This is a genomic window from Planococcus sp. PAMC 21323, from assembly GCF_000785555.1.
Taxonomy (GTDB): Bacteria; Bacillota; Bacilli; order Bacillales_A; family Planococcaceae; genus Planococcus.
Genome location: NZ_CP009129.1, coordinates 902121 through 922834 on the forward strand (window position 1 = coordinate 902121; position 20714 = coordinate 922834).

At 39.0% G+C, this 20714-nt stretch carries 17 protein-coding genes; 12 read left to right on the forward strand and 5 right to left on the reverse strand.

Annotation, left to right across the window (positions count from 1 at the left end; genetic code table 11):
- The first annotated feature begins 31 nt into the window (after window positions 1–31).
- Both PLANO_RS04515 and PLANO_RS04520 read left to right on the forward strand, forming a co-directional pair.
- Window positions 32–1585 (forward strand): fatty acid--CoA ligase family protein, encoded by a 1554-nt coding sequence (locus PLANO_RS04515; protein WP_038703309.1) that lies wholly within the window; start codon window positions 32–34, stop codon window positions 1583–1585.
- Between the two features lie 257 nt (window positions 1586–1842).
- Complete coding sequence (locus PLANO_RS04520; RefSeq protein WP_231554755.1) at window positions 1843–3513, forward strand: S9 family peptidase; 1671 nt, start codon at window positions 1843–1845, stop codon at window positions 3511–3513.
- 33 nt (window positions 3514–3546) lie between these two features.
- On the opposite strand, the gene PLANO_RS04525 is transcribed toward PLANO_RS04520, so the two are convergent.
- Complete coding sequence (locus PLANO_RS04525) at window positions 3547–4323, reverse strand: enoyl-CoA hydratase-related protein (protein WP_038703310.1); 777 nt, start codon at window positions 4321–4323, stop codon at window positions 3547–3549.
- 101 nt (window positions 4324–4424) lie between these two features.
- Between PLANO_RS04525 and PLANO_RS04530 the strand changes: the two genes are divergently transcribed.
- A complete protein-coding gene (locus PLANO_RS04530; RefSeq protein ID WP_038703311.1) occupies window positions 4425–6041 on the forward strand; it encodes an ABC1 kinase family protein in 1617 nt (538 codons plus the stop codon).
- A 154-nt stretch (window positions 6042–6195) separates the two neighbouring features.
- Here the strand turns inward: PLANO_RS04530 and PLANO_RS04535 are convergent, their stop codons facing one another.
- Window positions 6196–6750 (reverse strand): competence protein ComK, encoded by a 555-nt coding sequence (locus tag PLANO_RS04535; protein WP_038703312.1) that lies wholly within the window; start codon window positions 6748–6750, stop codon window positions 6196–6198.
- 177 nt (window positions 6751–6927) lie between these two features.
- Between PLANO_RS04535 and PLANO_RS04540 the strand changes: the two genes are divergently transcribed.
- From PLANO_RS04540 to PLANO_RS04555, 4 genes are all read left to right on the forward strand, one after another.
- Entirely contained in the window at window positions 6928–7170 is a 243-nt protein-coding gene (locus PLANO_RS04540) for an IDEAL domain-containing protein (protein WP_038703313.1), read from the forward strand.
- A 225-nt stretch (window positions 7171–7395) separates the two neighbouring features.
- Complete coding sequence (gene uvrB / locus PLANO_RS04545; protein WP_038703315.1) at window positions 7396–9378, forward strand: excinuclease ABC subunit UvrB; 1983 nt, start codon at window positions 7396–7398, stop codon at window positions 9376–9378.
- Between the two features lie 6 nt (window positions 9379–9384).
- Window positions 9385–12267: an excinuclease ABC subunit UvrA gene (uvrA, locus tag PLANO_RS04550; RefSeq protein WP_038703316.1), complete on the forward strand. Its 2883-nt coding sequence runs from the start codon at window positions 9385–9387 to the stop codon at window positions 12265–12267.
- A 100-nt stretch (window positions 12268–12367) separates the two neighbouring features.
- Window positions 12368–13540: a DUF4097 family beta strand repeat-containing protein gene (locus tag PLANO_RS04555; protein ID WP_038703317.1), complete on the forward strand. Its 1173-nt coding sequence runs from the start codon at window positions 12368–12370 to the stop codon at window positions 13538–13540.
- Window positions 13541–13601: 61 nt separating this feature from the next.
- Here the strand turns inward: PLANO_RS04555 and PLANO_RS04560 are convergent, their stop codons facing one another.
- The 3 genes from PLANO_RS04560 to PLANO_RS04570 all read right to left on the reverse strand — a co-directional run bounded on the left by PLANO_RS04560 (window position 13602) and on the right by PLANO_RS04570 (window position 16652).
- Complete coding sequence (locus tag PLANO_RS04560; RefSeq protein ID WP_038703318.1) at window positions 13602–14027, reverse strand: DUF1801 domain-containing protein; 426 nt, start codon at window positions 14025–14027, stop codon at window positions 13602–13604.
- Window positions 14028–14058: 31 nt separating this feature from the next.
- Window positions 14059–16005 carry an elongation factor G gene (locus tag PLANO_RS04565; RefSeq protein ID WP_038703319.1) on the reverse strand — a complete coding sequence of 649 codons (1947 nt, stop codon included), beginning with the start codon at window positions 16003–16005 and terminating at the stop codon, window positions 14059–14061.
- Window positions 16006–16103: 98 nt separating this feature from the next.
- Entirely contained in the window at window positions 16104–16652 is a 549-nt protein-coding gene (locus PLANO_RS04570) for an N-acetylmuramoyl-L-alanine amidase family protein (protein ID WP_038703320.1), read from the reverse strand.
- Window positions 16653–16819: 167 nt separating this feature from the next.
- On the opposite strand from PLANO_RS04570, the gene hprK reads away from it, so the two are divergent.
- Genes hprK through PLANO_RS04595 form a run of 5 tightly spaced genes read left to right on the forward strand, consistent with a single transcriptional unit; the run spans window position 16820 to window position 20697 of the window.
- Window positions 16820–17746: an HPr(Ser) kinase/phosphatase gene (hprK, locus tag PLANO_RS04575; protein WP_038703321.1), complete on the forward strand. Its 927-nt coding sequence runs from the start codon at window positions 16820–16822 to the stop codon at window positions 17744–17746.
- Between the two features lie 21 nt (window positions 17747–17767).
- On the forward strand, window positions 17768–18580 hold the full coding sequence (gene lgt / locus PLANO_RS04580; RefSeq protein WP_038703322.1) for a prolipoprotein diacylglyceryl transferase: 813 nt from the start codon (window positions 17768–17770) through the stop codon (window positions 18578–18580).
- Window positions 18581–18599: 19 nt separating this feature from the next.
- Window positions 18600–19535 (forward strand): nucleoside recognition domain-containing protein, encoded by a 936-nt coding sequence (locus PLANO_RS04585; RefSeq protein ID WP_038703323.1) that lies wholly within the window; start codon window positions 18600–18602, stop codon window positions 19533–19535.
- Window positions 19532–20188: a pyrophosphatase PpaX gene (ppaX, locus tag PLANO_RS04590; RefSeq protein WP_038703324.1), complete on the forward strand. Its 657-nt coding sequence runs from the start codon at window positions 19532–19534 to the stop codon at window positions 20186–20188. The genes PLANO_RS04585 and ppaX overlap by 4 nt, the downstream gene beginning before the upstream one ends.
- Window positions 20185–20697 (forward strand): acyltransferase, encoded by a 513-nt coding sequence (locus tag PLANO_RS04595; RefSeq protein ID WP_038703325.1) that lies wholly within the window; start codon window positions 20185–20187, stop codon window positions 20695–20697. Before ppaX ends, PLANO_RS04595 begins: the two co-directional genes overlap by 4 nt.
- Window positions 20698–20714: the final 17 nt, after the last annotated feature.

The window sequence follows — 20714 nt, forward strand, 5'->3', positions numbered from 1 at the left end:
AGTATTCATTCAATGCGAAAGAGGGATGAAGATGAGTTTAATGACAAGCGTGCATGAAATTGCAAAAAAAAATCCTGGAAAAGCAGCATATAGCTTTATGGGACAAGATACAAGCTATGGAGAATTTGATCACAAAGTCGCGCTTTTTGCAGGAGCATTAAAAGAGTTGGGCGTCGAAAAAGGGGATCATGTTGCATTTCTCTTGGGCAATACACCACATTTTTTAATCTCACTATATGCAACAATGCGATTAGGCGCTACAGCCGTTCCAGTTAATCCTATTTATACGCCTGATGAAATCGCTTACATCGTTAATAACAGTGATGCTAAAGTTGTTGTTGCACTTGACATGCTGCTTCCATTAATTGAGAAAGCGCATGGAGCATTACCAGCAGTAGCATCTTATGTCATCTGTGAAACCGATCCTGCAACATCTGAAAAAATGGCCCAACTACCTAAAGAAGTTCAAGCCAAAGTCCATTCATTTACTAATTTACTAACGCATGCTACTGCAAATAGCGGTTTCGCAAAAGTTGAAGCCGACGATACAGCGGTTATCTTATATACATCAGGTACAACTGGAAAACCTAAAGGTGCAATGTTGACGCATCAAAATCTCTATTCCAATGCACGAGATGTTGGTGAATACCTTCAAATCGGTGAATCCGATCGCGTAGTAGCCACTTTACCAGTATTCCATGTATTTGCATTGACAGTCGTTGTAAACGCTCCTTTATTACAAGGAGCTACTATTATATTAGTGCCGCGCTTTAATCCGAAAGAAGTATTTGATGCGATTAAAGCAAACCAAGCAACAGTATTTGCAGGCGTACCAACGATGTTCAACTTTATGAATCAATTGCCAGACCTTGACCCGGCTGATTTTGCTACAGTCCGTCTGGCGGTTTCTGGTGGCTCTGCAATGCCAGTTGCTTTGCTTCATAGCTTTGAAAAAAAGTTCGATGTTCGCATTTCAGAAGGCTATGGTTTGTCAGAAGCTTCTCCTGTTACATGCTTTAACCCAATCGACCGAGAACGAAAAGCCGGTTCAATTGGAACTTCGATCGTTAATGTGGAGAACAAAGTTGTCAATGAATTAGGCGAAGAAGTAGCTGTAAATGAAGTAGGAGAATTGATAGTTCGTGGACCCAATGTAATGAGTGGGTATTACAAAATGCCAGAAGAAACAGCCGCAGCTATTCGCGATGGCTGGTTATACACTGGAGATTTAGCACGTGTTGACGAAGAAGGCTATTTCTACATTGTTGATCGTAAAAAAGATATGATTATTGTCGGCGGGTATAATGTATATCCGCGAGAAGTTGAAGAAGTATTGTTTGCACATCCAGCTGTTCTTGAAGCAGCAGTAGTTGGACTGCCAGATCCGGATTTTGGTGAAGAGGTCAATGCTTATGTGGTATTAAAAGATCCAACAGCGTCAATTGAAGACATAAAGAATTATTGTATTGAGCATTTAGCAAAATACAAAGTACCAAGACAGTTTGAAATTCTTGAAGAATTGCCAAAGAATACGACAGGTAAAATTTTACGTCGTTCGTTGAAAGATCAGGCGAGACAAAAATAAGCCAAACGTATACTTTTAATTTCTAAAGCGATGCGAACTAGCATCGCTTTTTTTGTGTAAAGTAAATTTCTGTTGAGTTTGCCAAACTAGCTAATAAACATAGAACAAGTAAAAACTCGCGTAAGCAATACATAGCGGGAGAAAAGCTCGGAACCCAATATCAAAATACACTAGTGTTCCTTTGTGTCTTTTACTAGAAGTATTTATTATAGTAAAGGAGTAGATAAGAGAAGTCGGATATAGGGAGGCATAAAGTGGTGAAGAAAATAGTAAACATTCAAGACATCTCGAAATTGGTATCAATAACTGATCTTGAACTATCACCAGATAGCAATGATATAGTTTTTGTCTCTACTACAATAGACGAGAAAGAAAATGTATATAAGGATATCCTTTATCATATTGACCTAAAGACCCGTGAGCATCATCAATGGACTTATGGGAAGGGGAGAATCAGTTCACCCAAATGGTCAGCAGATAGCTCTGCTGTTGCGTATTTAGCCGAACAAAATGGCAATAACCAATTGTTTGTTTTATCGGTAGCGGAGAAACAAGTAATTCCAGTAACTCATTCGGATACGAGCATAGAACGATTTGAATGGTCGCCTTGCGGAACAAAGATTTGGATTAGCGGCATACTAGAAAAAGAACTAACATCAACATCACTTTATCAACAAATTGGCTTTTTAAATATGGAAACGAAAAAAATAGAACAAGTATTAGTAGGGGATTTTCAGTATCGTTTAGAAGCTATATCGCATAATGGGAAAAAAATAGTTTATGGCATAACTCAAGAAAAAAATCACGAATTTGTAGCTGGCCAGCCACTTTATATTTATGACATTGAAACAAAAGAACAAACAATGATTACAGAAAATCAAGGTCATTTTAATGGTGTGGCTTTTTCACAAGATGATTCTAAAATCGCGTATATAGGCAATATGCGACAACACGGTGATGCTACTCATAAGGAACTATATATTGCAGATTTACAAACTCAAACAAACTTTTGTTTAACAGAAGGGTTAGATGTGCCTGTGGGGGATTACGCAGTTGGAGATTTTCAAAATACAACTTCAATGGTTCCTGTCTGGACAAAAGACGATCATTTGTATTTTCAAGTTTCGACTATGGGAGACGTGCGTCTATACTTTGCCTCTCTTGATGGCATGATTTTTCCGGCATCTCCTGAAATGGAGCATGTAATTGACTATGATGTTTCATATGATGGGGAATTTGCGATTCTTGCCATCAGTAATTTAACTAAACCAGTAGAGCTGTATCGGTTGGAAATTACTACAGGAGAAGTTGAACAATTGACGACGTTTAACCAGACATATGTTGAAAGCACCGTATTGCTTGAAGGACAACCGACTATTACGATGGGGGCAATGGAGTCAGTGCATAGTTGGTTGGTCGCTCCTATCAATATTCAAGAAGGTGAAAAATATCCGTTAATCGTCAAAGTTCACGAGGATATGCATGGGATGTTCGCCAATACTTTTTCTCACGAACTGCAATTACTAACGGCTCAAGGTTATGGTGTTCTTGCCATTAATCCAAGCGGAAGTCATGGCTATAACCAGGAGTTTGCGAAAGCAGGAAGCGAATTTGCTTATAAAGATATGATGACCGCAGTTGCTGAGGTGGTAGAAACAATTGAGTGGATTGATGATAGGCGATTAGCAGTGATAGGCGACAGTTATGCAGGTCTATTAACGAAGTTGCTATTTCTGGATACGAAAAAAGGGGATCGACCTATAAATGAACAGACAGACCAATTCGCTTTAAAGCTGGAAAGCATGGAGGAAGATACAAAATTTGTCCGTCTTACAGAAGCGTCTTTGAATCATTTAAATGTCCACAAACCAAGTTACTGGGTAGATCGGTTAGAACAAAAATTGAATTGGTTGGAAGAATACGTATAAAAAAAGAGCAGCTGAACAGCTGCTCTTTTCTAATTATTTTCCTTTAAACACAGGTTTTCTTTTTTCACCAAAAGCGGTTAGGGCTTCAATTCTGTCTTCAGTGGGTATAGTGATTTCATAAGCCTTTCGCTCGATTTGAAGGCCAGTTTGTAAATCGGTGTTCATGCCATTCTTAATTGCAAATTTGGCTTGTTGAAGTGCGATTGGTCCATTAGCAAGAATAGCATCTGCAAAATCACCAGTCACATCAACTAGTTTATCGCGCGTAGCAACTCGCGTTAACAATCCGTAATCCAGTGCTTCAACAGATTTTAAGCGGCGCGCAGTCAATATTAACTCTAAGGCTTTTGTTTCACCAATCAAACGAGGCAAACGTTGAGTACCGCCAGCTCCAGGGATAATTCCTAAACTAGTTTCAGTCAGTCCTAGAAGTGTATCATCTGTTGCAATTCGGAAATCACAAGCAAGTGCCAGTTCCATACCTCCGCCAAATGCGAAACCATTAATCATGGCGATAGTAGGTTGTGGCAAATTCTCGATGGTGGAGAACACTTCTCCAATTTTGTAGATATTGCGCTTTACATGTTGTTCAGTTAGATTTTTACGTTCTTTCAAGTCCGCACCCACACTGAATGCTTTTTCCCCTGCACCAGTGAAAACAACAACACGGATATCTGGATTGATGCGGATTGCCTCTACAACCTGACCTAGCTCGAGTAACATGTCATAATTAAAAGCATTCATTGATTCGGGTCGATTTAACGTAATAAAAGCTAAATTGTTTCGTTGTTCATAATGAATTGTGTCCATTTCCATCCCCCTTGTTTCGTTCCATCCATTAAAAACATATCACTTTTTGGACTATTTCGCCATCAGACTCTATAATGAACTCCATGGGAGGGACTGCATTTATGAATCAAATAACATTTATACGTATCTTCCGGATTGTCTGGTTGGCAGTCAAATTCTTTTTACAAATAACGATTTTCCAAAAGCGCAATCGTGGCAAATGGACTCCGTTAGTTGAAAAAAGATGGAATGAGATGATTACAAAGCAAGCAAAAGAGTATAAGAACCTCGCATTAAAGCTTGGTGGACTTATGATTAAACTGGGGCAGTTTCTCTCAACGCGTGCGGATATTATGCCGCCATCGTTTCTTGAAGAATTAGAAGGTTTAATAGATCGTGTACCTTCTGTTCCAAGGCAGGATATTGTCTCGGTACTTGAGCAAGAATGGAATACAACTCATACGGATTACTTGGAACATTTATCGGAATCCGCCGTCGCTTCTGCTTCGATTGGTGAAGTTTATAAAGGCGTATTGAAAAATGGATTGGAAGTTGCTGTTAAAGTTCAACGACCAGGAACTGATCGAATATTACGCGCCGACTTTAAAGCCATCCGTATTGTGATATGGTTAGCTGAAAAGTTCACACCATTTGGAAAACAAATCGACTTTAAGCAGTTATATGTGGAAATGACAGAAACAATTGGCAATGAACTTAATTTTTTAAAAGAACTTCAAAATGGCCGCTCTTTTTCTGATCGCTTTGATGCGATGGAAGGAGTACGGATTCCGATGTATTTCGATGAATTCACAACACGTCGAGTATTGGTAATGGAATGGATCGAAGGAGCACGTATAACAGATCTAGCTTTTATCGAAAAAAATGAATTAGATCGTCATGAAATATCCGAACGATTGTTTATTTTGTTTTTAGAACAAATTTTGTACGGTGGTCAATTCCATGCAGACCCTCATGGGGGGAATATTTTACTTGAACCCAACGGCGGTATTGTATTGATTGATTTCGGAATGATTGGCACGATTTCGAAAAAAGATTCTCAATCTGTATTACGTGCAGCAGAAGGGATTATTTTCAAAAATTACGAGCAAGTTCTCGATTCATTGGAAGAGCTGCGCTTTTTATTGCCGCAGGCAGATCGCGCGATCTTAGAAGATGCCATATCTAGACTTGTATCAGCATACGAAACAAACGAGTTGTCACAGATGGACAGTTTTGTTGTGGAACGTTTACTTGACGATATTCAAGACATTGTCCGTACACAACCGGTTCAATTACCAGCTGAATTTGCTTTTTTTGGACGAGCAGCTTCGATTTTTGTAGGGGTCTTGCACATCTTAGATCCTAATGTAGATTTAATGGCTTTGGCTCGACCACGAATTCTCGAATGGGCTTCGTCACAAAAAGAAGGTAAAGGCATGTTTGGTAAAGAAGACATCCTACGCTGGGTATTAAATGGAACCGGTCCATTGCGGGTATTCCCTCAGAAAGTGATCAATTATTTAGAAGAACCAGAACGTCTACGCCGATATATCGAGAATCGTGACGGTAAAGAGCGCGAATACCGACGTGATTTACAATCACGCATGTTTGCTGGAGTATTTACGATTTTATCATTTGTCGGAATTTCCGTATCGGTATGGTTCTGGAATGAGCCTTATATGTGGGTTTCTTCTGTATTCTTCGTAGGCTCGCTATGGGCTTACCGTTCGATTAAATAAAGTGTAAATATCCTGGACTGGGTGTATAAGCTAAATAATAAGAATAACTGTAGCACTATAAATAACTTATAAACACTAACAAAAGAGCTGCCGATTAAAGTATTTTACTTTAATCGGCAGCTCTTTAAATTGGATCTTGAAAGTAGTGAAATGCCTACTCAAGAGGTTGCTGTTTACGCGGAGGAAATGTCCGTGTAGTCACATAAGCCATCGGGCGGTTATGAACACGCTGCGCTTTTTTGAAAAAACGACGAAGGGAACCCGCAAAAGAATGCTGGTTTCGTAAAGCGATAGGCGATACATCTAAATAAACGGTTTCGTTATTGCCTAAATAAATAATACTTCCTTTACCGCTACTGTCACTTTCGATAAGATCAATAGCGTCATAATTAAACCAAACGCATTCTTTGTTTTTAGGAGAGTGTGTCGGAAAGAATATGAGTGGGTTGCCGTAATACTCGCCTATTATAATGGGGGGCTTATGTTTCACACCAACAGCTTTTTGGGCGTAAAGTGTGGCACTTTCCAATGAAGCTCGGTAAAAGCGGCAGGAAGTGGTAACCGTTTTATATACAGCATCTTCAACCACAAACTCATTGCGGTCTTCAATCACACGCATCCAGGTGCGGTGGCCGTCTGTATAGGGTAAAAGGGCATACGTATTTGTACAAATCGTATACGAAGACGGTCTGTGATTCTTTTTACTCATGAAGAATAACCCCCTAAATTTACTTTACATATCCTATTATAATAAAAAATGGAAATTTGGCAATGTAAATTAGATTGAAAATAAAATTTTTTCTATTTAGTTGTAATTTTCAAAAAAGTCTTGATTTTTATTATTCCTTTCATGTATACTAATGAAAAGCATTCGGGGTGAAGAAGAATGGAAAACTATTATTCTTATGCTGATTTCATGAAAGCAATGGCTCAAACAAAAAAAATTACGGAAGCAGAAAAGCTGCTAAATGATATCTATTTAGATCTGTTCTTAAAGCATGTTCACCGTTCTCAACAAGTAGAACAGCTGCTGACACTGATTGACGAGGCTTTAGACAACCATGATCAAAAAGCATTCACTAAATATACTACTCAATTACAAATTTTAAATCACGAAGAAACAGAATAAACAGCTAACAAAATATGGGTAGAAAAAAGAGAACTAGACCACATCTAGTTCTCTTTTTTCTGTGCTCCTTATATAGAATGAACTTCATTTAACTTGCAATTACAAGTTTTAAATCTGATTATTTATTTTTTAATTTGCGTTAAAACATATGTTCGCTTTTTGTTAGGGATTTTTTAGGGCATATGTTAAAGTAGAAGTATTGAAAGAACGGGAGGATGCCTCATTATGAAACAAGAATTTAATCTTCAAGCCCCATATGAACCCGCGGGCGATCAACCACAAGCCATTACTGAATTGACCCAAGGCATCATTAACGGCAAGCGTTGCCAAACATTATTGGGGGCAACTGGTACAGGAAAAACGTATACAATGTCAAACGTCATTCAGCAAGTGAAAAAGCCAACACTTGTTATGGCTCATAATAAAACTTTAGCTGGGCAGCTTTACAGTGAATTTAAGGAGTTTTTTCCGGACAATGCTGTGGAGTATTTCGTCAGTTATTACGATTATTATCAACCTGAGGCATACGTTCCTCAATCCGATACATTTATCGAAAAAGATGCGAGTATCAATGACGAAATTGATAAACTTCGCCATTCTGCAACCAGTTCGCTATTTGAACGTGATGATGTAATAGTCATTGCTTCGGTTTCTTGCATATATGGACTTGGTTCTCCTAAAGAATACCGCGAGTTAGTCGTTTCGTTACGTAAAGGAATGGAAATTGAGCGAAATCAGTTGCTAAGAAAATTAGTTGATGTTCAATACGAACGTAACGATATCAACTTCATACGAGGAACATTCCGAGTTAGAGGTGATGTGGTAGAAATTTTTCCAGCGTCACGCGACGAAAGATGCTTACGCGTAGAATTTTTTGGTGATGAAATTGATCGTATTCGTGAAGTAGATGCACTGACTGGTGAAATTATTGGCGAACGCGATCATGTTGCCATATTTCCAGCATCTCACTTTGTTACACGCGAAGATAAAATGGTCAAAGCCATTGAAAATATTGAAGTAGAGTTAGAAGAGCGATTAAAAGAGATGCGTGCAGAAGATAAATTATTAGAAGCACAACGACTTGAGCAGCGAACGCGTTACGATTTAGAAATGATGAGGGAAATGGGCTTTTGTTCAGGTATCGAAAACTACTCGCGCCATTTGACACTTCGACCTGCAGGAGCACAGCCCTATACATTAATCGATTACTTTCCAGATGACTTTTTGCTAGTTGTAGATGAAAGTCATGTAACCTTGCCGCAAGTGCGCGGAATGTTTAATGGTGACCAAGCACGTAAAAAAGTATTAGTGGATCATGGATTCCGTTTACCTTCAGCGATGGATAACCGACCATTAACGTTTACCGAATTTGAGGAACATATTAGTCAAGCGGTATTCGTATCAGCAACTCCGGGACCCTATGAATTAGAACACACACCTGAGATGGTAGAACAAATTATTCGACCGACTGGATTACTTGACCCGACAATCGAAATTCGACCGATTGAAGGTCAAATTGATGACTTGATGGACGAAATTCGTCAACGTGCGGAAGTCAATGAGCGTGTACTAGTTACCACATTGACCAAAAAGATGTCGGAAGATTTAACGGCTTATTTAAAAGATGCGGGCATTAAAGTAAATTACTTACACTCGGAGATAAAAACACTCGAAAGAATTGAAATTATTCGCGAGTTACGTATGGGTGTTTATGATGTACTTATTGGGATTAACCTATTACGTGAAGGATTAGATATTCCGGAAGTTTCATTAGTGACCATATTAGATGCTGATAAAGAAGGCTTCTTGCGTTCTGAACGTTCATTAATACAAACAATGGGTCGTGCAGCAAGAAACTCAAATGGTCGTGTCATTATGTATGCTGATCGAATAACGGATTCAATGCAAAAAGCGATGGATGAAACAACTCGACGCCGTACCATTCAAGCGGAATACAATGAAAAACATGGTATAACGCCAATTACGATACAGAAGAAAATTCGTGACGTTATTCGTGCAACAAACGCAGCAGAAGAGTCAGAAGAATATATTTCAAAAGCAGTATCAGGCAAAAAGCTCAAAAAAGAAGAGCGCGTAAAACTGATCAGTTTATTGGAGACAGAAATGAAAGAAGCAGCAAAAGCACTCGATTTCGAACGAGCTGCAGAATTGCGTGATACGGTGCTTGAATTGAAAGCGGAAGGATGATGCAACATGAAGAAACAGGAAATACGTATACAAGGTGCACGCGCACATAACTTGAAAAACATCGATGTTGTCATTCCGCGTGACAAGCTTGTTGTCATGACTGGTTTGTCAGGATCTGGTAAGTCCTCATTAGCATTTGATACGATTTATGCAGAAGGTCAAAGACGATATGTAGAATCTTTGTCTGCTTATGCACGCCAGTTTTTGGGGCAAATGGACAAGCCTGACGTTGATTTAATAGAAGGTTTGTCACCAGCTATTTCAATAGATCAGAAAACTACAAGTAAAAACCCACGATCTACAGTAGCGACAGTAACAGAAATTTACGATTATATGCGTTTAATGTTTGCGCGCGTAGGAAAGCCAATTTGTCCAAATCACGGCATAGAGATTTCTTCGCAAACCATTGAACAAATGGTAGATCGTATTGTGGAGTATCCTGAGCGGACTAAAATGCAAATTTTAGCTCCAATTGTTTCTGGACGTAAAGGAACACATGTGAAGTTGCTTGAAGACATTAAAAAGCAAGGTTATGTACGTGTCCGTGTAGATGGTGAGTTAATTGATTTAGATGACGATATTACCTTAGATAAAAACAAAAAGCATAATATCGAAGTAGTTATTGACCGGATTATTATTAAAGAAGGTATTGCTCCGCGCTTAAGTGATTCTCTAGAATCTGCTCTTCGCTTAGCAGATGGGCGAGTATTAGTAGATGTAATGGAACAAGAAGAGTTATTGTTTAGCGAACATCATGCTTGTCCAATTTGTGGGTTTTCCATTGGCGAATTAGAACCGAGAATGTTTTCATTCAACTCACCTTTTGGTGCCTGCCCAGACTGTGACGGTTTAGGGATGAAGCTTGAAGTTGATCCAGAACTCGTTATTCCAGATTGGAACGTGTCCTTAAATAAAGGCGCAATTGTTCCATGGCAACCGACCAGTTCACAATATTACCCACAATTATTAAAAGCAGTTTGTCAACATTATAAAATTGATATGGATATACCAGTTAGTGAGTTGCCTGAAGAACATATCAATGTCATTATGCGCGGATCTGGAAATGACAAAATTCGCTTCCGATATGAAAATGATTATGGCCAAATTCGAGATAACCATATTCAATTTGAAGGAGTCCTTTCTAACGTAGATCGACGCTACCGTGAAACTTCATCTGACTATATTCGTGAACAAATGGAAAAATACATGGGGCAACAAGCATGTCCGAGCTGTGAAGGATATCGCTTAAAACCCGAATCTCTATCAGTTAAAGTAAACAATTTGCACATCGGTACAGTAGCAGAATTTTCTATTGTAGAAGCATATGCATTTTTTGATGAACTCCAATTATCGGAAAAAGATATGCAAATCGCAAAATTGATTTTACGTGAAATTCAAGAACGGATCGGTTTCCTTATCAATGTCGGATTAGATTACCTAACGTTAAATCGAGCTTCAGGAACTTTATCAGGTGGAGAAGCACAGCGAATTCGTTTAGCAACTCAAATTGGTTCTAGGTTGACCGGTGTATTATATATTCTAGATGAACCTTCCATAGGATTGCATCAACGTGATAATGACCGATTAATTGAGACGCTTAAAAGCATGCGTGATATCGGAAATACATTAATTGTCGTCGAACATGATGAAGACACAATGTTAGCGGCTGATTATTTAATCGATGTTGGACCGGGAGCAGGCGTACATGGCGGCGAAATAATTGCTGCAGGGACACCTGACAAAGTGATGAAAAACAAAAAGTCGTTAACTGGACAATATTTAAGCGGCAAGAAGTTTATTCCATTACCGGCCGAGCGAAGAACGCCAAGTGACCGGAAAATATCAATTCGTGGAGCAAACCAAAATAACTTGAAAAAAGTAGATGTCGACATTCCATTAGGGCTGTTTACAGCCGTTACAGGCGTATCAGGTTCAGGAAAGAGCACGCTAATCAATGAAATTCTTTACAAGACTTTGGCGCACCGTCTAAATCGAGCGAAAGCAAAACCTGGTCAATTCGATACTATTGAAGGAACTGAAGAGCTGGAAAAAGTTATTGAAATCGATCAGTCACCAATTGGGCGGACACCGCGATCAAACCCAGCAACGTATACAGGCGTTTTTGATGATGTCCGAGATGTCTATGCCACAACAAACGAAGCAAAAGTTCGTGGCTATAAAAAAGGGCGTTTTAGTTTCAACGTCAAGGGTGGTCGCTGTGAAGCTTGTCGCGGAGATGGTATTATAAAAATAGAAATGCATTTCCTTCCGGATGTTTATGTGCCTTGTGAAATATGCCATGGCAAACGTTATAACCGGGAAACATTGGAAGTGAAATATAAAAACAAAAGTATTGCTGATGTATTAGCTATGACGGTAGAAGATGCATTATCATTTTTCGAAAACATTCCAAAAATCAACCGCAAATTACAAACTATTGTTGATGTTGGATTGGGTTATATTACGATGGGGCAACCTGCTACAACTTTATCGGGAGGAGAAGCTCAACGCGTCAAGTTGGCTTCAGAGCTTCATAAGCGTTCAAACGGCAAATCCTTCTACATTTTAGACGAACCAACGACTGGTTTACATGCTGACGATATCTCGCGTCTCTTACTCGTGTTGCAGCGTCTCGTAGAAAATGGCGACACAGTACTAACCATCGAACACAATTTAGACGTCATAAAAACAGCTGATTATATTATTGATTTAGGTCCTGAAGGCGGAGATAAAGGTGGAACTATTTTGGCGACGGGCACTCCTGAGGATATCGCAGCTGTTGAAAATTCCTATACTGGCAAGTATTTAAAACCAATTCTTGAACGGGACCGGGCACGAATGGAATCTCTAGTTAAAGGTGCAAGTCGAAAGAAAAAAGTAGCAAAATGAAACTTTTTCAGCTAATTAACGTATAAAGTAAAAGAACCTATCTGTTTGGTCAGATAAGCTCTTGCTTATCGATATTCAGAAAAAGAGGAGGCCGCAATACATGCAAAGCGAAAAAGAACGTATTTTAGACATGGTTGAGAACGGTACGATTTCAGCACGTGAAGCAGTTGAGTTGTTGCGAGCAATTGATGGCAACAGTTCATCTTCAAACGAGCCAAATTACGGCCGTAACAATCAAAGAGACAAACAAAGCAAGCGTGGATTTTTCAGACCGGAGGACATTGTTAAAAAAGTGTCTCAAGATTTTTCGAAAAATGTATCTAAAAATGTATCAAAGAATGTTTCGCGAGATATTAATGATTTTGGCAATCGAATGATGGAGTTTATGCAAACTTCTGTAGGTAAATTAAAAACGATGGAGTTCGACTCACCGTTTGGTGAAGCTGTTCAATTTAATCATACTTTCACAGATGAAATGACAGACTTGAATACCATTATTGCAGATATCGCGAATGGTCAATTAGAGATTTTCCCAGCTCAAGATGGGCTAATACGTGCAGAATGTAGCGTTAAAGCATACCGCTCAGAATCTGCAGCACAAGCCAAAGAAGACTTCTTAGATAAATTTGTTTTTATCGCGGATGATCATAAATTACGGATTATTAGCGATTTGAAAACAACACAAGTAAATGTAGTGCTATATGTACCTGAGACGATGTACGAACACATTACAGCCCGTTTGTTTAATGGTGGATTCACAATGAAACGATTAAATGCCGAATTAGTAAAAGTCAAAACAGCAAATGGCAAAATTGATTTGAAAAATGTAGAGTTTGCTGATGCTGAATTGGAAACTGCTAATGGTGCAATTCATGTCAATGAAACTAAAGGTAAAGTATTAGAAGCCGAAACATTAAATGGGCGTATTTACATCGATGGCGATATCCAGACGGTTGTTGCAAAATCGTTAAACGGCAATATTGTTGCTACAACAAGATGCAAAGATGCGCGTAAACTTGAAACTAAAACTTTAGCAGGAAATGTGGAAATTTACATTCCAGCACATTTGCCATTAAAAGGTGAGGTTTCTTCTAACCTTGGCAAAATGGATGTTTTGCTTTCAGATATCGATGCTACGCATGAGCAAGGGCAATTTATGCAAAAGTCGATTCGTTTCTCAAAACAAGGAACAGAACCGGCAGCAGCTCCATTATTAGTTTATGGCGAAACCAAAACAGGTTCCGTTTTACTTCGCTACTTAACAATCGAATAAATAATAGAAAGCCGACACAAGTTACTTGTGTCGGCTTTTCTTATGGGCTGCATGACAGAGATTAGTTTTTCTCTGGGTATAAATCCTGTAAAAATCCAATGGATTGTTTAATTAATTGTTGGAGAACTTCAAGGTCAATATCTTCTGTTTTATTAATATAAACACAGGATTTTCCGCTAGTATGTTTGCCGAATTTTTCGAGTAAGGAACCGCGATTTTCGTCGCCGGTCGCAAAATATAAACTGATCTTTGCTTTCCTTGGAGAAAATCCAACAAGCGGGGCATCGCCTTCATGGCCCGTTTTATAAACATAATGGTAAGAGCCAAAGCCGATAATGCTAGGCCCCCACATCTTCGCGGGATATCCACTCGTTTGTTCAAACAGTTCTACAAGTTTATAAGCATCGTGCCGTTTTTTTGGCTGTTCAATTGATTCAATAAATTCAATAACATCTGCATCGGATTCTTTTGTTTTGAGTTCGTACATATTCAATCCCTCTTTTCATTCAGCTATGATTTTACAAACAATGCATTGCTTTTTCTGCCTCGTCCCATGGAACTTTGTATCCTTGACCTTTAGCGCAAAAAATAGAAGTCGAGGTGTAGAGGGGATCAGCATTTTTATCGTAGTTTATTTTAGCAATTACCTGTTCTTCATTATGGCATAGATCGTACCCATCAAATAACAAACGGAGTGAACCTTTACCGTGAGTCCATGCTGCGAATTCGGTACTGTAATTCATAAATGTCGCAACAGGCGCGCGACCTTCAATAGTTGTCTTTCCATCACTAGTTTCAGGTGTTTCGAAACTGCCATAAGCTTGTTGAATATCGGATAACACTTTTCCTATTTGATCCAAATCCACTTTAATTTTAAATCGGTACATGGGTTCAAGCAATCGATTTTGAGCTTGTTCTAATCCTTGGCGAAGGGCACGGAAAGTGGCTTCTCTAAAATCTCCGCCCGATGTGTGCTGATTATGTCCACGTCCTGTTAGTAAGGTTACGTTAACATCCGTTAATGGCGAGCCAGTTAATAAGCCGTGATGATTGCGCTCAGTTAAGTGATGGAGGATCAAGTTTTGATTGCCGACAGATAAAGCATCGGCATGGCAGTTGTTTGCAACTTGAAAGCCACTGCCACGTAAACCAGGCTCTATTCGTACATGAACTTCTGCGTAATGACGTAACGGTTCGAAATGGCCATAGCCCATAACAAAGTTATCAATTGTTTCTTTATAAAGAATCTCCGGTTCGCCAAATTGAATGCGATGACCAAAGCGTTCTAGAACGACTTGTTCTAAAACTTCTAATTGAATAATGCCCATTACTTGGATTTGGATTTTTTGGAAATGTTCATCCCAATATACCGACAGCGAAGGGTCTTCTGCACCAAGTAATTGAAAACTCTTTAGTATTTCTTTTACATGAACCGTTGAGTCAAAGAGTACAGTTGATTTTAAAGTGGGAAAAACTTCTGATTGGGTATTATCAGAATACACGCCAATAGTGTCCCCAATGGAAGCTTCAGATAATCCAGCAATCGCAAATAATTCTCCTGCAACAGCTTGTTCAACAGATTGGAATTTCTTGCCGTTATACATCCGAATTTGAGATACTTTTTCTTCTAAACGTTTTGGGCCGTATATTAGTTTATCTCGAACTTGGAGTGTTCCACTGAATGCTTTTAAAAAGCATATTCTGTTACCATTTTCGTCATGCCTAATTTTATAAATCCGAGCTCCGAATGCCTTATCTTTTTGATAAGCGCTGACTGTCAATAAATCGAGTTGATGCAAAAACTCTAAAATGCCGGTATCTTGCAAAGCAGAACCATTGGCACAAGGGAAAATAAGATTTGCCCCAATCATATATTGTAAGCGTTCAAGCCAAAGTGATTCGTCGTATCCAGAATCTAAATACAGTGTTAATAACTCCTCATCTCGTTCTGCAATAAATTCGATTAAGGATTCACTCATCTGTCCATTTTGAAAATCAAGCGTAACATCACAAGTATTTTGTGAAAAATTCGTTTGGATTTCTTTTAACACTTGCCTAGAATTTGCTCCTTCACGATCGGTTTTATTAATGAAGAAAAATACGGGAACTTTATACTTTTGAAGAAGTTCCCAAACCGTTTCTGTGTGACCTTCAATACCATCGACAGCGCTGATAATCATAATGGCGTAATCCATTACTTGAATCGAACGCTCCATTTCAGGCGAAAAATCAACATGTCCCGGGGTATCAATTAGAAAATAAGTTGAATCATTAAAAGAAAAAGATGCTTGATCTGCAAAAATCGTGATACCGCGACTTTTTTCTATCGTGTGACTATCAAGAAAAGCGCTTTGGTGATCGACGCGCCCACGCTCACGAATACTTTTTGTATGATATAACAGTTGTTCAGAAAATGTGGTTTTACCAGCATCAACATGTGCTAGTATTCCAATGGTTTTGTTCATAACGTCACCTCTTAACTTTAGTTTATCAGAATTTAAATTCAACCATAAGAAAAACGCGATAGCCTTAGAGGCCATCGCGTTTTGCAATAGGTGAGACTTTAAGACTGGTTTGCAAAGCAGACAATACCAAAACAAATTCCTTGTGCGCAGCGTTTTCGGTAAGCGGATGACTTAAGCAATTCTACTTCTTGTTTATGCGTCATAAATCCACATTCTACAAGTATAGCCGGCATATGCGTATCTCGTAGAACAGCAAAGTCTGCTCTTTTAATACCGCGGTCTTTTCGCTTTGTAATAAGTAGTAAGGATTGTTGAACAGCAGATGCTAATTGTTGAGAAGCTAACTGTGGTTTAGAGTAAATAAACGTCTCTATGCCATTTGCTTCGTTAAACGCCCGACCCATAGCGTTTGCATGAATCGATACGAATAAATCAACTTTCAAGCGATTTGCCAATTGTGTCCGTTCATACAAAGGAACATCTAAATCAGTTTGATGACTAAAAACCACAGTATGTCCATCCAAAAGCAATAATTTTTTCACTTCTTCTGCTACAGCGGCATTAAAATAGAATTCTTTCAATTTGCCATCAGGCGAGCGCTTTCCAGGTGTGTTTGGACCGTGCCCGGCATCAATTAATATTTTCATTCTGAATCTCCTCCTTTTGCCATTTATATAGTTAGAAGAAAGAAGGAAGGGGACAAAAATCTTCAAATATATTTTATCCATGGTAAAATGAAAGCAAACCGCATGCTTTAGTAGCTATTTCTACAAAAATTCGAAACAAATGTGCGGATAGGAAGCGAGGGGCTTAAATGGGACAAGTAACGACGAAACAAGTTATGAAAATGTTTGACTTAGATTTAATCAGTGGAGAAGAAGGCATCGGCCGTCATATTCCCATTAGTGATATTTCAAGACCTGGCTTGGAAATGGCAGGTTATTTTACGCATTATCCGGCTAATCGTGTACAATTGCTCGGCAAAACAGAGCTTTCTTTTTTTGCGATGTTGACTCCAAAAGAGCGCTCAGATCGGATGATGAAACTTTGTACAGACGATACGCCAGCAATCATTGTTTCGCATGGCGTTCCTGTTCCTGAAGAATTGATTGCTGCTTCAAGCAATCGGCATGTGCCAGTTATGACGACACCAATGTCAACAACACGTTTTTCAAGTTTATTGACTAACTTCTTAGAAAGTAAATTAGCACCGACTACAGCTATTCATGGTGTATTAGTTGATATTTATGGTGTGGGAGTTTTAATCACAGGTAAAAGTGGTGTAGGTAAAAGTGAGACAGCACTCGAGCTTGTTAAAAAAGGTCATCGTTTAGTAGCTGATGATTGTGTTGAAATTCACCAAGAAGGTGAAAATACATTAGTCGGATCTGCACCTAAACTAATCGAGCACTTGCTTGAAATCCGAGGGGTCGGCATCATTGATATTATGACGTTATTTGGTGCAAGCGCAGTGCGTACATTTAAACGAATTTCATTGGTTATTGATTTAGAAGTATGGGATCAAGATAAAACATACGATCGTCTCGGATTAGAAGAAGAAACGATGAAAATTATTGATACGCAATTGACAAAGCTGACAATCCCGGTTCGTCCAGGTCGAAATTTATCCGTAATTATTGAAGTAGCTGCAATGAACTATCGACTAAAAAGAATGGGTGTCAATGCGGCAGAAGAATTTTCGAATCGTCTTAATGACGTTATTTCACAAGATACAAATTAAGCGAATGGGAAGGTGCACAAAATGTTTTCATTATTAGCTTCAATTGACCCAATCGCTTTTTCACTCGGACCGATTACAGTTCGTTGGTATGGCGTTATCATCGCAGCTGGAATCGTTATTGCCTTTTTAGTAGGACAACGTGAGATGGTTAAACGGGGACTTCATGTCGAATTTTTAACAGATTTATTAATATGGGCGGTACCGCTTGCGATAGTCGGTGCGCGGATTTACTATGTGGCTTTTGAGTGGGATTCTTATAAAAATAATCCCGCAGAAATCATTGCAATTTGGAATGGTGGAATCGCTATTCATGGTGCTTTGATTGCCTCGGTAATTGTGGCTTATCTGTTTACGAAAAAACGGAACACTTCATTTTTAAAAGTAGCAGATATTTTAGCTCCAAGTATTTTAATCGGACAAGCGATTGGCCGTTGGGGTAATTTTATCAACCAAGAGGCTCATGGCGGAGAAGTAACACGTGCGTTTTTAGAAAATTTATTTATTCCTGATTGGATTATCAATCATATGTACATAGATGGAGCTTATTACCACCCAACTTTTTTGTATGAATCTATGTGGAGTTTAGTCGGCATTATCATTTTACTTTTACTACGGAAAGTTAATTTAGTACGTGGCGAAATGTTTTTCTTCTATATGATTTGGTATTCTGTAGGTCGCTTCTTCATTGAAGCGATGAGAACAGATAGTTTGTATGTAGTGGGCGAACTTCGCGCTGCACAACTTGTATCTGTAATAGCAATTGTCATTGGTTTAGGGTTAATTGTTTATCGTCGCGTAGCCATTAAAAATCCACCTCATTACAAAGATAAATAATAAAGAAAAGAGCGATCAGATGACGACATTGAAAAATGGATTGAAGGCAGGGTTGAAAACGACTTGGTCATTAGGGAAAATCATTTTCCCTATTACTTTGCTCGTGACCATGCTTCAATATACACCGGTCTTGCCTTTTATTATTGATTTAATCGCACCGATTATGGGCTTGTTCGGCTTAAGTGGCGATGCTGCAATTCCATTGGTTCTTGGAAACGCGCTTAATTTGTATGCCGGAATCGCCGGAATTTTGTCATTAGAATTGACGGTCAAAGAAGTGTTTATTTTGGCCGTTATGTTATCCTTTTCACATAATATCTTTATCGAAACAGGTGTGGCATTAAAGGTCGGTGTTAAGTTGTGGGTCGTGCTAGTTGTTCGTTTCGGATTAGCTGCACTATCTGGTATCATCATCAACTTGTTCTGGCAAGGTGGGGGAGAAGTAGCTAAATACGGTTTTGCTCCTGAAATTTCTGCTGCTCCTGAAAGTTGGATGGGAATTTTGTTAATCGGTCTTGAGAAAGCATCGTTCGGTGTTTTGCAATTAGCGATGATTGTCATCCCATTAATGATTATGATTCAGATTTTAAAAGACAAAAAATACCTTCAAAAGATATCTGATACGTTAGGACCTTTAACTCGACTATTAGGCGTTCAGAAAAATGCTTCATTAACTTTAGCTTCCGGACTTGTCTTTGGACTAGCGATGGGGGCAGGTGTAATGATTCAAGCTGTACAAGAAGATGGTGTAAGCAAAAAAGACGCAACTTTGGTGTTTATTTTCCTAGTCGCTTGTCACGCTGTTGTTGAAGATACGTTGATCTTTATCCCGTTAGGAATCCCGATATGGCCATTGCTCGCAATACGTGTGGTTACCGCGCTAGGGCTGACTATTTTTGTTTCTTATATGTGGCGTAAAGCAGAAGCAAAACAAAAGGAAGTGTTATCTACATGACAGAGAAAAAAATCAATACCTTATTATTCGATTTTGACGGGACATTAATAGATACAAATGAACTGATTATCCAATCATTCTTGGCAGTACTAGACAAACATTATCCAGGCCGCTTTAACCGAGAAGATGCCCTACATTTTATCGGCCCCTCATTAAAGCAAACATTTGAATCAATTGATCCTAGTCGCGTGGAAGAGCTAATAGCTGAGTATCGTGTTTTTAATCGTGCCATGCACGATGAATTAGTTGAAGAATATGACGGGGTAGTAGAGACGCTACGTCTTTTGAAAGCGCAAGGCTTGAAAATGGCGATTGTTTCGACAAAAATAAGCCAGACGATTCTTCACGGACTTGCGTTAATGGACGTTGCTGATGTATTTGATGTAATAGTAGGTTTGGATCATGTAACGAATCCGAAACCACATCCAGAGCCTTTACAGCTGGCTTTGACACAATTAAGTTCATCCCCTGAAGAAGCATTGATGATTGGTGATAATTCTCACGACATTGAAGGCGGGAAAAATGCAGGAGTTCGGACGGCAGGAGTGGCTTGGGCTGCAAAAGGCGAAGACTACTTAGCAAGTTTTAAGCCAGATTATATGCTGAAACATATAAGTGATTTACTTACATTGACGAAAGAGGCAGTAAAATGAGAAGAACACAACGCCATTTTGTCGAAGGTCCAAATTCACTTTGGCACATTTACAAAACGGTGCCGTTCTTGAAAGTTGCGAAAAATTTTTTGGTCATTCAAACGGCTAGATATACGCCGTTTTTGCCAATGAAAAATTGGCTGTATAAAACTTTTTTGAAAATGAAAATCGGCAAACATTCTTCTTTTGCCTTAATGGTCATGCCAGATGTTATGTTTCCTGAAAAAATCACAGTTGGAGAAAACTCAGTAATTGGTTACAATACGACGATTCTTGCACATGAATATTTAATAGATGAATACCGGCTCGGCGATGTGGTCATCGGAGACCGCGTCATGATCGGTGCAAATACCACGATTTTGCCCGGCATTACGATTGGAAACGACGCAATTGTTTCCGCTGCCACGCTCGTCCATAAAGATGTGCCAGCTGGAGCTTTTGTCGGTGGAAATCCGATGAGCGTTATCTTTACAGCTGAACAAATGGCAGAGCGACAAGCAAAATCCTGAAAGCACCTAGTGTTTTC